The sequence below is a fragment of the Mycobacterium neumannii genome, assembly GCF_048452905.1.
In the GTDB taxonomy this organism is placed as follows: Bacteria; Actinomycetota; Actinomycetes; order Mycobacteriales; family Mycobacteriaceae; genus Mycobacterium; species Mycobacterium neumannii_B.
Window position 1 is genome coordinate 42,280 of record NZ_JBCGVF010000004.1, and the last position, 11,390, is coordinate 53,669.

General features: G+C 66.8%; 13 protein-coding genes. 7 read left to right on the plus strand and 6 right to left on the minus strand.

All coding sequences use genetic code 11. From position 1 onward, the window contains the following. Nucleotides 1-82 precede the first annotated feature (82 nt). On the minus strand, nt 83-1,201 hold the full coding sequence (locus AAHH99_RS16525; RefSeq protein WP_418769696.1) for an MBL fold metallo-hydrolase: 1,119 nt from the start codon (nt 1,199-1,201) through the stop codon (nt 83-85). Continuing rightward, nucleotides 1,201-1,935, minus strand: coding sequence for an enoyl-CoA hydratase (locus tag AAHH99_RS16530; protein ID WP_066807767.1), 735 nt, complete (start codon nt 1,933-1,935; stop codon nt 1,201-1,203). Before AAHH99_RS16530 ends, AAHH99_RS16525 begins: the two co-directional genes overlap by 1 nt. A gap of 26 nt (nt 1,936-1,961) precedes the next feature. Here AAHH99_RS16530 and AAHH99_RS16535 point away from each other — a divergent pair, with 26 nt between their 5' ends. Continuing rightward, nucleotides 1,962-3,431, plus strand: a complete 1,470-nt coding sequence (locus tag AAHH99_RS16535) for a carboxyl transferase domain-containing protein (protein ID WP_418769697.1) — start codon at nt 1,962-1,964, stop codon at nt 3,429-3,431. Nucleotides 3,432-3,468: 37 nt separating this feature from the next. Continuing rightward, complete coding sequence (locus AAHH99_RS16540; protein ID WP_418769698.1) at nt 3,469-4,164, plus strand: hypothetical protein; 696 nt, start codon at nt 3,469-3,471, stop codon at nt 4,162-4,164. Between the two features lie 16 nt (nt 4,165-4,180). Here AAHH99_RS16540 and AAHH99_RS16545 read toward each other — a convergent pair whose 3' ends face one another. The 3 genes from AAHH99_RS16545 to AAHH99_RS16555 all read right to left on the minus strand — a co-directional run bounded on the left by AAHH99_RS16545 (nt 4,181) and on the right by AAHH99_RS16555 (nt 5,549). Beyond that, nucleotides 4,181-4,426, minus strand: coding sequence for a hypothetical protein (locus tag AAHH99_RS16545; protein ID WP_418769699.1), 246 nt, complete (start codon nt 4,424-4,426; stop codon nt 4,181-4,183). A gap of 121 nt (nt 4,427-4,547) precedes the next feature. Then, a complete protein-coding gene (locus AAHH99_RS16550; RefSeq protein ID WP_066807763.1) occupies nt 4,548-4,994 on the minus strand; it encodes a hypothetical protein in 447 nt (148 codons plus the stop codon). A gap of 12 nt (nt 4,995-5,006) precedes the next feature. After that, entirely contained in the window at nt 5,007-5,549 is a 543-nt protein-coding gene (locus tag AAHH99_RS16555; protein WP_418769700.1) for a TetR family transcriptional regulator, read from the minus strand. A 104-nt stretch (nt 5,550-5,653) separates the two neighbouring features. Here AAHH99_RS16555 and AAHH99_RS16560 point away from each other — a divergent pair, with 104 nt between their 5' ends. Further along, complete coding sequence (locus AAHH99_RS16560; RefSeq protein WP_418769701.1) at nt 5,654-6,796, plus strand: FAD-dependent monooxygenase; 1,143 nt, start codon at nt 5,654-5,656, stop codon at nt 6,794-6,796. Here the strand turns inward: AAHH99_RS16560 and AAHH99_RS16565 are convergent. Then, nucleotides 6,774-7,169: a hypothetical protein gene (locus tag AAHH99_RS16565; protein ID WP_418769702.1), complete on the minus strand. Its 396-nt coding sequence runs from the start codon at nt 7,167-7,169 to the stop codon at nt 6,774-6,776. The genes AAHH99_RS16560 and AAHH99_RS16565 overlap by 23 nt on opposite strands. Before the next feature lie 53 nt (nt 7,170-7,222). Here AAHH99_RS16565 and AAHH99_RS16570 point away from each other — a divergent pair, with 53 nt between their 5' ends. From AAHH99_RS16570 to AAHH99_RS16585, 4 genes are all read left to right on the plus strand, one after another. Beyond that, entirely contained in the window at nt 7,223-8,356 is a 1,134-nt protein-coding gene (locus AAHH99_RS16570) for an epoxide hydrolase family protein (protein WP_418769703.1), read from the plus strand. Further along, nucleotides 8,357-9,736, plus strand: coding sequence for an NAD(P)-binding protein (locus AAHH99_RS16575; protein WP_418769704.1), 1,380 nt, complete (start codon nt 8,357-8,359; stop codon nt 9,734-9,736). A 379-nt stretch (nt 9,737-10,115) separates the two neighbouring features. Continuing rightward, the gene (locus tag AAHH99_RS16580) at nt 10,116-10,469 is read left to right on the plus strand and encodes a hemophore-related protein (protein WP_418769705.1); all 354 of its coding nucleotides are present in this window, start codon (nt 10,116-10,118) and stop codon (nt 10,467-10,469) included. A 158-nt stretch (nt 10,470-10,627) separates the two neighbouring features. After that, the gene (locus AAHH99_RS16585) at nt 10,628-11,281 is read left to right on the plus strand and encodes a methyltransferase family protein (protein WP_418769706.1); all 654 of its coding nucleotides are present in this window, start codon (nt 10,628-10,630) and stop codon (nt 11,279-11,281) included. The last annotated feature ends 109 nt before the right edge of the window (nt 11,282-11,390 follow it).

The following is an 11,390-nucleotide window of genomic DNA, read 5'->3' on the forward strand; positions in this document are numbered from 1 at the left end:
CTGAACGGTAACCCGACGAGCGCACTGTTGGGGTACTCGAACCGCGAGCGCGTCGGCAAAAAGTATGCGCTGGAAGGCGGGGCTAGAACCGCCACCACGGGTCGAGCGGCGGTGTCGCGTCCAACCGGACCCGCTGCCCCGGTTTGGGCACCGCTATCTGCACCTTCTCCGCGTCGGCTGCCCGCAGCAGCCGCTCGACCGGTTCGGCCCACGGGTGGGGCGCGAGCCGGAAGGTGGCCCAATGGATCGGTACCAGCAGCCCCCGGTCGGCTTCGGCGACGTCGAGGTGCGCCTTGACCGCCTCTTCGGGGTTCATGTGGATGTCCGGCCACGCTGGGTGGTAGGCACCGACGGGCAGCAGCGTCAGGTCGAACGGCCCGTGGTCCATGCCGATCTGGGCGAAGCTCTTGGTGTATCCGGTGTCACCGCCGAAGAACGCACGGTGACGGGGCCCGATGATCACCCACGACGCCCACAGCGTGGTGTTGCGCGACATCAGTCGACCGGAGAAGTGCCGCGCCGGCGTGCACACCAAAGTGAGCTCGCCGATCGTGTGGCTCTCGTTCCAGTCGAGTTCGACGATCCGGCTCTCCGGTATCCCCCATTTGCGCAGGTGCGCGCCGATGCCGAGCGGAACGACGAACGGCGCCCGCTGGGTGTGAACGAGGCCGACGATCGTGTCCATGTCGAGGTGGTCGTAGTGGTCGTGGCTGACTATGATCGCGTCGACGGCGGCCAGCGCCTCGAGCGGAGCGGGCACCTCGTGCATCCGCTCCGGACCGACCGTTTGGGACGGTGAGCACCGGCGGCTCCACACCGGGTCGGCCAGCACGCGGTAGCCGTCGAGTTCGACGAGCGCCGACGAGTGCCCGAACCAGCACGTCGACACCGGTGTGCAGTCGGGTTCGGTGGGTGACGGTGTGACGACCGGAATCGGGCCGTCCGGTCGGGCGACGCCGCGTGACCCGATCAACTCGCGCACCAGCAGCCGCTGCTGTTCGGCGTCGATGCTCATCATCGACGCCGGCTCGAGGTTGACGAACACCCCGTCGCGGTAGTTCGGGGAGCGTCGCGCGACGCGTCCGATCTCCGTGGGCGACGCGCCCAGTGCCGCGGGTGCACCCTGCAGAGCGCGCAGAAGCCAACCGCCGGCCAACAGTGAGGCCGTGCCGAAGCCGATGCGCAGCGCCGACCGGATCATCAGGCCCCCTTGAACCTCGGGGGTCGCTTCTCGATGCGGGCCACCTGCGCCTCGATGATGTCCTGGCTCGCCCACGCCCGATCGAACAGATCCTTGTGCGCCGGCCACGGCTCCTCGTAGGCGCCATCGTCGTTGAGCACCCGCTTGGCGTGCTGCAGGGCCAGCGGCGCGAAGCCCGCGATCTCCTGTGCCCAAGCCTGCGCGTCTTGCAGCGTGCCGATGCGGTTGGCCATCCCGGTCTGCAGTGCGACGTCGGCGGTGAGCCGCTCGGCCGCCATCAGCATGCCGCGCGCCCTGCCAGCCCCAACCAGCGACGTCAACCGCCGGATGCTCCAGTTGTCCAGCGCTATCCCGTATTTCGCGACGGGAAACTGGAAGTACGCCTCGGGAGCGACGACCCGCAGGTCGCAGATCATGGACAGGATGACCCCGGCGCCGATCGCGGGTCCGTTGATGGCGCCGATGACCGGCACCGGCGCCGCGTCGATGGCCAGGTTGAGCGCCCGCGCCTTATCGGGCAGTTCGTCGGCGACCCCCTGGCCGCCGGAGAGATCGGCGCCGGAGCTGAAGACGTGGCCCTGCCCGGTCAGCACGATCGCGCGGACGTCCTCGGCGCCGGCCTTCTCGATCGCTTCGCGAAGCCCGTCGACGAGTTCGGCGTTGAGCGCGTTGCGGCGCTCGGCGCGCTGCATCTCCAGGGTCATCACGTGGCCGTCGCGGGTCACACCAATCATGGGGCAAGCGTATATAGGCTCATCTGATGAGCCGGATCGGTGCCCTCGAGGTGCGCGATGCCGTGCTTGACCCCGGGTCGTTCCGCAGCTGGGACGGCCCTCCACTGGACGTCGGGGCCGGCGAGGACTATCAGCGGGCGCTGACCGCCGCGGCCGCCAAGACGGGCTTGGACGAGTCGGTGGTGACCGGCGAGGGGACGGTCTTCGGTCGCCGCGTCGCGCTGGTGCTGTGCGAATTCGACTTCCTGGCGGGCTCGATAGGGGTGGCGGCGGCCGAGCGGATCACCGCTGCGGTGCAACGGGCGACGACAGAACAGCTGCCGCTGCTGGCGTCGCCCAGTTCGGGTGGCACCCGGATGCAGGAGGGCACGGTCGCGTTCCTGCAGATGGTCAAGATCGCCGCGGCCTTCGAACTGCACAAACGCGCGCATCTGCTCTATCTGGTGTACCTGCGGCATCCCACGACCGGCGGGGTGTTCGCGTCGTGGGGATCGCTGGGCCATGTGACCGGCGCCGAGCCCGGCGCGCTGATCGGCTTCCTCGGTCCGCGGGTGTACGAACACCTCTACGGTGAACCGTTTCCCGAGGGCATTCAGACCGCCGAGAACCTGCACCGCCACGGCGTCATCGACGGGGTGGTCCCGCTCGAGGCGCTGCGCACCACGTTGGACCGGACGCTGACGGTGGTCGCCGATCCACCGGGCTCGCCGCCGTCCGCACCCGAACTCGGGCCGTTGCCCGACGTGTCGGCGTGGGAATCCGTAGAGGCCTCGCGGCGCCCGGACCGGCCCGGTGTGGGGTATCTGCTGCGGCACGGAACGACCGAGCGGGTGCTGTTGTCGGGCACCGGACAGGGTGAGGCGGCGACGACGCTGTTGGCGCTGGCGCGGTTCGGCGGGCAACCGGCGGTGGTGCTCGGACAACAACGCGTGGTCGGCGGGATGGTCGGGCCTGCAGCGCTTCTTGAGGCGCGTCGGGGCATGGCGCTGGCCGAAGGTCTGCAACTGCCGCTGGTCCTCGTGATTGACACGGCCGGGCCCGCATTGACCGTCGAGGCCGAGCAAGGCGGGCTGGCCGGCGAGATCGCGCGCTGCCTGGCCGAACTGGTCATCCTGGACACGCCGACGGTGTCGGTGCTGCTGGGTCAGGGCAGCGGCGGGCCCGCGCTGGCAATGGTGCCCGCCGACCGGGTGTTGGCGGCGCTGCACGGCTGGCTGGCCCCGCTTCCGCCTGAAGGAGCCAGTGCGATCGTGTTCCGGGACCTCGACCATGCCCCGGAACTGGCTGCGGCCCAAGGCATTCGGTCAGCAGACCTGCTGCGCAACGGCATCGTCGACGTGATCGTCCCCGAAAACCCCGATGCCGCCGACGAACCCATGCAGTTCACGCGGCGGCTGTCGGCCGTCGTCGCCAACGAACTGCACTCGCTGCGGTCGGTTCCCGGAGAGGAACGGCTGCGGACGCGGCTGCAGCGCTACCGGAGCATCGGCCTGTGACACCGAGCGGCCACCATCCGATGGCATGCTGGGTGGGATGGAAGCCCTGCTCCATTTCGCCGGAAACTTCTGGTGGCTGATCTTTCCCTTCGGGGGCGTGATCGCGGGCGGTGTGCGCGCGGTCGCGGCGGCCGCCAACGAACGTCGTGCGCAACGCCGACTCGAGCGCTATCGGATCAAGCAGGAGACCAAGGTGGCGCTGGCCGAGGCGTCGGGCCGAGCACGTAGCCATGAAGGGGCGAACCGGCGCGAGATGGCCACGGTGATGCAGCGTCACGCCGACACCGACGCCCGCTGGCTCGAGTACGAGATCGACGTCGCGAAGCTGTTGGACTTTCCGCTGATGACCGACATGAGCGCGCCGTTGACGATCGCATTTCACAAGGCCAGGAGTCGCGCGGATCTGCTGCGCCCCGAATCCGTCGACGACATCATCGCCGACCGCGCCACGCAGATCGACTACCGCGACGCGGTGAACGAGTATGTGACGGCGTTCGACATCGCCGAGGCCGACGCGATTCGCAGGCGCCGCAGCGATTTCTCGACCGAAGACCAGGCTCGCATCGAAAGGGCCCAGCATTTGCTTCGGCTCGCATCCGACGACGCGGCGACCTCCGACGAGCGGAAAGCGGCCTACGCCCGGGCGCAGAAAGAACTCGATGGCCTCATCGTGCTGCCCCCGACGACCCGGGCGAGCATCGAACGCAAGATCGTCGGCGAGATCGAGGCTTGACCCAGCTTCGGGGCAATCAGCCGCCCAGCTCGGAGACCGCGGTGTCGAGTTGTGCTGCCTGCTCTTCGATTTCGCGGTCGGATGGCGCCTCACCGATGCGTTGCACCAGGTCGTCGCGGGCCGCCACCTCAAGGGCGCCGCGGTAGTCGGCCGAGGCGAGCCGGCCCGCACTGATCACCTCCACCCGGCCTTCGACGACGACCAGGATGGCATTGCTTTCTTCGGACTGCAGCAGCGTGCGTACATCCTCGGTCGAGATCATGATTGGTTCCGTCCTGTCTGTTGTTGCAGCCGGTCGATCATCTCGGAGGCCTGCGGAGTCTCCTGCGGCGCGCGGCCGGCGTCCTCACTCATGGCCTAGCTATGCCCGTTGATCAACCGGTCTATGCGAGCGCCAGCGCGGTGAGCATCGCGATGCAGGTGACGAGGTCAAGCGGCAACCGCAGCCAACTTCGCCGGGTCCAACGCACCGCCGCGGCCTCGTCGACCTCCGCAGGATCGCCCCTCTCGAACGCCACCGCCTTCGGTATGAAGTCGACCAGCGACCACACCCGCATCACCGCATGGCTGGCCAGCGCCACCAGCAACGCGGTACGCACGTCGGCGTAGGACCACGCGGCGATGAGCGCGACGACGAGCAGCACCTCGAATGAGGTGTGCGCCGGGATCCAGAATCGGCGGCGCGAGAGACCGCCATTGTGCGCCTGAATGATGCCGGGCCGCTTGGGCCAGGCGGGATCAACGACGACGGTCTCATAAAGGCCGCCTCCGAACACGACACAGGCCAGCAGCGTGGCGGCGGCAATCGAAAGAAGCGTCGGGGTCCACATCACCGCCGATTATTACGGGGCGTCCAGATAACGCTGCACCGTCGGTCCCACCGCCGCGATGATCTCCTCGTGCGACATCGCGACGACCGGTGGTAACTGCAGCACGTACCGGCACAGCGCCAACCCCAGCGTCTGCGTCGCGATCAACACCGCCCGCCGCTCCGGTGCGACGGGGTTGATCGTGGCGACGACGGGCAGCAGCTGCCGGGTGAAGATATCGCTCATCCGTTGTGCCGCACCATTGTTCGTCGCGCTCGACCGCAGCAGTACGATCAGTGCCTCATCGCGCTCCCACCGGTTCATGAAGTGGGACACCAGGCTGGCCCCGACTTCACCGGGATCGACACCGGACAGGTCGGGGATCTGCAGGTCGAAGTCGGCGGCCGCCGCGAACAACTGGTTCTTGTTGCCGAAGTACCGCATCACCATCGACGGGTCGATGCCGGCGTCCGCGGCAATGGCCCGGATGGTGGCCCGTTCGAAACCCGATCGAGCGAACCGGTCGCGTGCTGCCGCCAGGATGACCGCCTTGGTCTGCTCCGAGGATCTCCGCATGCCAACAAGTGTAGGCCAACAAGTGTTGACAAGAGGCTGAACTCCGGCGCATAGTGATGCCAACAAGCGTTGGCATAGATGGGCCCCGGCGGAAGGAGAAGACGATGAACACGCACGACACCGACGTCCTGATCGTCGGGGCGGGCCCGACCGGACTGGCAGCGGCGGTCGCGTTGGTCTCGCACGGCGTGGCAACAACGGTGGTCGATCGCCAGGCCGCGGGCGCCAACACGTCGCGCGCAGCGGTGGTCAATGCCCGCACACTCGAGGTGCTCGAAGGGTTCGACGTGGCCAGGCGGCTGGTCAAGGAGGGCGTGCAGGCGTCGCGGTTCACGATCCGCGACCGCGGGCGCACGCTGATCCCGGTCGACTTCAGCGGGCTGCCGACCGAGTATCCGTATTCGTTGATGGTGTCGCAGGCCACCACCGAACGCCTGTTGCTCGAGCGACTGGCGGAAGTTGGCGGTCGTGTGCTGCGCCCGAAGACCCTGACCGCGCTCGGCGAGGATCGGACCGGCGTCACCGCGACGTTCGACGACGGCGACACCGTCCGCGCGCGCTACGTCGTCGGCGCCGACGGAATGCGCAGCCTCGTGCGGGAGCAGGCTCAGATCGGGTTCGAGGGCAGCGTGTACGACGAGTCGTTCGTACTCGCCGACGTCCGGCTCACCGGCTGCGCGCCCTCCGACGAGGTCATCCTGTACTGGGCCAAGGAGGGTTTGACGGTGGTGGCACCGCTGCCCGACGGCATTCATCGGATCGTCGCGCCGGTCGCCGAGGCACCCGAGGAACCATCTCGGGCGTTCATTCAGCAGATCCTCGACGCCCGTATCGGCGCCGCGGCACCGACGGTGAACGCGGTGATCTGGGGTTCACGCTTCCGCGTTCACCACCGGGTCGCCGACACCTTCCGCGTGGGCCGGCTGCTGCTGGCCGGTGACGCCGCCCATGTGCACAGTCCCGCCGGCGGGCAGGGCATGAACCTCGGCATCCAGGACGCGGTGGCACTCGCCGACGCGCTGACCGCTGTTCTCGCAGGCGAACCCGACACCCGGCTCGACGGCTACAGCGAGTCGCGGCGCCCCATCGCGCAGGAGGTCGTCGAGATGACCGATCGCCTCACCCGCCTGGCCACCCTCCCCCGCGCCGCGCGGCCGATCCGCAACACGGCGATCCAACTCACCGGGCTCGTACCCGCCGTCCGCAACGGCCTGGCGCGCAGGCTCAGCGGTCTGGTCTACCGCTGAACTCCACCGCCGTGGCCCGGCTGTGCACGTACAGCACGGCCGCGGCGATGCCCGCCTCGACCATGGCGACCACTGTGGCCACGGCCATCACGGTCGGCGGGCCGTTGGTCGCCGCCGCACCGTGGTGATGGCCGGGCCCGGGCAGATGCAGCGCGATCATCGCCAGGTTCATCAGCGCGACGGCTACCCACGTGCGCTGCCGCCCGTCGCGCCACAGGTCACGCGCGCAGTACAGGCATGCCCCGACCATCGCGGCCAATACCGCGGCGGTGAACGGACGTTCCGCGTGGCCGAGCATGGCCGCGTGTAACAGGGCCGATCCCGCCGCGAGTACGGCGCACGCCCGTCGCCCCGCCGTTCCGATCGTCGTCACGTAGATACCGACTCCCGCGGTCGCAGGAATTCATCCCGTGACAGGATCCGGACATGGCAGCCATCCGCCCGTTCCGCATCGCGATCCCCGACGACGACCTCGCCGACCTGCAATCGCGGCTGCGCCGAACGCGGTGGGCCGAGGCCGAATGCGTCGACGACTGGAGCCAGGGCATTCCGCTGGCCTACACCCGCGAACTGGCCGAGTACTGGGCCGAGTGTTACGACTGGCGGGCCCGCGAGGCGGCGTTGAACCGGTTCGACCACTACACCACCGAGATCGACGGGCTCGACATCCACTTCATCCATCAGCGCTCGTCGCAGGCCGATGCGTTCCCGTTGCTGATCACCCACGGCTGGCCGGGGTCGATCGTCGAGTTCCACAAGGTGATCGAACCGCTCACCGAGCGCGGCTTCGACGTGATCTGCCCGTCGCTGCCGGGTTACGGCTTCTCCGGAAAGCCCACCGAAACAGGTTGGGGCATCGAGAAGATCGCCTCGGCCTGGAACACCCTGATGGGCGAACTGGGCTACGACCGGTTCGGCGCGCAGGGCGGCGACTGGGGCGCGGCGGTCACGACGCAGATCGGCCGAAACGGGGGCCGCCGGAGCCGCTCCGGCGGCGACATCAGCCGATGCCGGGCGATCCACCTGAACATGCCGCTCGGGTTCCCACCCGGCAAGCTCGAGAACCCGACCGAAGAGGAGAAGCGGGCGCTGGAACGTGGCGCGTACTACCAGAAGTGGGATTCGGGTTATTCCAAACAGCAGTCCACCCGTCCGCAGACCCTCGGCTACGGCCTCGTCGACTCCCCGGTCGGGCAGCTCGCGTGGATCGTGGAGAAGTTTTGGTCGTGGATGGACTGCGACGGCCATCCGGAGAATGTGCTGACCAAAGACGAGCTCCTTGACAACGTGATGCTGTACTGGCTGACCGCATCGGGCGCGTCGTCGGCCCGGCTCTACTGGGAGAGCTTCAACGCGTTCGGCGGGTTCGACCGAGTCGAACTCCCGACCGGTGTCGCGTCCTTTCCCAAAGAGATCCTGCAGGCCCCCCGCGACTGGTGCGAGAACGGATACAACATCACCCATTGGACGACGATGCCGCGCGGCGGTCACTTCGCGGCATTCGAGCAGCCCGACCTGTACGTCGACGACGTCTCGAAGTTCTTCGATAGCGTGCGATAGATGGGCAGGACGTTGGAGGCCGACTACTTGGTCGTTGGGGCGGGCGCGATGGGGCTCGCGTTCACCGACACGTTGGTCCACGAGTCGGATGCGACGGTCGTGATGGTCGACCGCAACGACCAGCCCGGCGGTCATTGGACGACGACGTACCCATTCGTGCGGCTGCACCAGCCGTCGGCCTACTACGGAGTGAACTCGAGAGGGCTCGGCAGCGACAACGTCGACCAATTCGGGCTCAACGCAGGCTATTACGAGCTGGCCACCGGTGCCGAGGTGTGCGCATACTTCGACGCGGTGATGACCCAGCACCTGCTGCCGACCGGTCGGGTGACGTATCTGCCGATGAGCGAGTATCTCGGCGACGGGCGGGTGCGAACATTCGGTGGCGAGGACATCGAGGTGACGGCGCGGCGGGTGGTGACGACGCGGGTCGAGGTCGTCGTGCCGTCGATGCGGCGCCCGTCCTATGACATCGCGGACGGCGTCCATGTCGTGCCGCCCAACAGCTTGCCGCGGCTGCCGGACCCGCGTGACCGCTATGTCGTTGTCGGAGCGGGGAAGACGGCGATGGACTCATGCCTGTGGCTGTTGCGGCACGGCATCACGCCGGAGCGGATGACGTGGATCAAACCCCGCGAGTCGTGGGTGCTGGACCGGGCGGCCATTCAACCCGGCCGGCAGTTCGCGAAGCACACGATCGGGGATTTCGCCAACCAGTTGCTCGCGGTGCGGGAGGCGGAGTCGCTTCCGGATCTGTTCGATCGACTCGAGGACAAGGGCTGCCTGCAACGTATCGACCGCTCCGTCGATCCGACGATGTATCGGTGCGCGATCCTGTCGCAGGCCGAGCTGTCCGAGCTGCGCCGCATCGCCGACGTCGTGCGGATGGGCCACGTCCGGGCGATCGAGCCGGGGCGGATCACGCTCGACGACGGGGTGCGTGAGGTCGGCGACTCGGTGCTCTACATCGACTGCACCGCAGACGGTTTGGGCAAGGAGCCGGTGACGACGATCTTCGACGGCGACCACATCGCGCTGCAGACGGTGCGCACGTGCCAGCCGGCGTTCAGTGCGGCCGTCATCGCCCACGTCGAGACGGCGTATTCCGACGACGCCGCGCGCAATCGGCTCTGCAGACCGGTGCCCTACCCGCACGTCCCGATCGACTGGCTGCGGATGATGTTGATCTTCAACGAGAACCAACTGCAGTGGTTCTCCGACCCGGACATGATGGAGTGGGTCGACGCGGCGCGGCTCAACGCGTTGCACCATGTGACCGCCAACGTCAGCGAGCGGGCACGCGACCGGATCATCTCGATGCTCACGTCGGAACTGCCGGCGGTCAACGAGAAATTGAAGGTTTTGCTGGCGCAGGCTTAACTAGCGTCCGTTTAAGGCAACGATTCCATCAAAGCGCCTTTCCGCAGAGGGCGCTGCCCCTTCCCATCCAGGACGGCCGTTTCGTTATCAGTCGCCGTCGCATTCGAGAGCAAAGCCGGGGCTCTCTCGCATGACTGAGTGGCAGGCGAAAGCCCCCTCGTCTAGCACGTCAATTGCATCCGGAATGCGGAGCTGCGCACATTCTTGTCACTCGAGCAACGTTCGAGGCGGCGGTACTACCCTAGAGCTGGCGCCGCCGAACTCGCTCGAGATCGAAAAGCAATGTTGCGAACTTCACTGATTCGGGTATCGACCAATGTAACGCTCGGCCCGAGCCGAGCGATTAAGGTCGAGTAACTGCGTTTCAGTGGGAATTTGCGTGGAAGAGAGGCTGCATATGATCAAGATTTCGTCGGGGAAGATGGCTGTCGGTTTCGGCGGTCTCGCGTTGGCGTTGACCGCTGGGGCGGGAATTGCGTCGGCACAGCCCAATCTGGATTCGGCTGTCAACACGACGTGCAGTTACCAGCAAGTTCAAGCAGCGGCAAACGCTGCGGATCCGAGGGCTGCGGCAGTGCTCAGCGACCCGATGACGTCCGCCGGCGTGCAGCAGTTCCTCGCATCACCGCCTGCTCAACGTCGCATGATGGCTGAGCAGATCGTGAGCATGCCGGCGAACCAGCCCTTCCTCCCGATCTACCAACAGATCTTCGACACCTGCCAGAATTTCTAACCTACGTGTCGGCCATGCCAAGCGGATGATGGCCGGTCCCGATAGCCCGCACTGATGGGGCTGATCTGCTCTCCGACCAGATCAGCCCCATACGCGTTGCTGGTAGCGTGCGTCCGGCGGACTGTTAGGAGAGTGAGTTGATACCTGTTCTAAAGGCGATGGCGGTCGGTCTTGTCGAGCCTGTCTTGTTCGGGTTGATCGTTTTCCTAATGGCAGGCACGGTTGACTACTGGCAGGCGTGGCTTTTCCTCGCGGTGTTCGCCCTGACGACCTGGATCCTCGGGTTGTATTTGCTGCGCACCAATCCCGATGCACTGAAGCGCCGGATGCGCGCGGGTCCGACAGGCGAAACTCGAACCAAGCAAAAGCTCTTTATCGCTGGCTGGTACCTCACGCTGCTGTCAGCATTCATTATCAGCGCCCTTGACCACCGTTTCGGTTGGTCGCAAGTGCCCGCCGCGATCTGCTTGCTCGGAGATGTCTTGGTCGTCGCCGCGCTCGGTGGGGTAATGCTGGTCGTGATCCAAAACAACTACGCCGCAGCAACCGTGCAGGTCGAGGAGGGTCAGAAGGTCGTCTCCACGGGGCTGTATGGGCTGGTGCGCCATCCCATGTACACCGCCAATGTCATCTTGGTGGTGGGCATCTCGCTTGCCCTGGGCAGCTTTTGGGGGCTGCTTGTCGTCTTACCCGCTGTCATGGTGCTTGGCCTGCGGATTCGCGATGAGGAGAAACTTCTCCAGGACGAATTGGACGGCTACACCGAATACACCCAGGCAGTCCGCCACCGCCTCGTCCCCGGGGTGTGGTGACCGCTGTCGGCAGTGCCTATCGCGTGTGCTTCCCGTCCTGAATCATCTGGCTGTCCACGTGCTCGCTCAAGCTTCTGACGGTCGGCGCATCGACCAGGACCGACACCCC

Coding starts and splice junctions, on each gene's coding strand:
- AAHH99_RS16525 (WP_418769696.1), bottom strand. CDS start 1,201: ATGATCCGGTCGGCGCTGCGCATCGGCTTCGGCACGGCCTCACTGTTG.
- AAHH99_RS16530 (WP_066807767.1), bottom strand. CDS start 1,935: ATGATTGGTGTGACCCGCGACGGCCACGTGATGACCCTGGAGATGCAG.
- AAHH99_RS16535 (WP_418769697.1), top strand. CDS start 1,962: ATGAGCCGGATCGGTGCCCTCGAGGTGCGCGATGCCGTGCTTGACCCC.
- AAHH99_RS16540 (WP_418769698.1), top strand. CDS start 3,469: ATGGAAGCCCTGCTCCATTTCGCCGGAAACTTCTGGTGGCTGATCTTT.
- AAHH99_RS16545 (WP_418769699.1), bottom strand. CDS start 4,426: ATGATCTCGACCGAGGATGTACGCACGCTGCTGCAGTCCGAAGAAAGC.
- AAHH99_RS16550 (WP_066807763.1), bottom strand. CDS start 4,994: ATGTGGACCCCGACGCTTCTTTCGATTGCCGCCGCCACGCTGCTGGCC.
- AAHH99_RS16555 (WP_418769700.1), bottom strand. CDS start 5,549: ATGCGGAGATCCTCGGAGCAGACCAAGGCGGTCATCCTGGCGGCAGCA.
- AAHH99_RS16560 (WP_418769701.1), top strand. CDS start 5,654: ATGAACACGCACGACACCGACGTCCTGATCGTCGGGGCGGGCCCGACC.
- AAHH99_RS16570 (WP_418769703.1), top strand. CDS start 7,223: ATGGCAGCCATCCGCCCGTTCCGCATCGCGATCCCCGACGACGACCTC.
- AAHH99_RS16575 (WP_418769704.1), top strand. CDS start 8,357: ATGGGCAGGACGTTGGAGGCCGACTACTTGGTCGTTGGGGCGGGCGCG.
- AAHH99_RS16585 (WP_418769706.1), top strand. CDS start 10,628: ATGGCGGTCGGTCTTGTCGAGCCTGTCTTGTTCGGGTTGATCGTTTTC.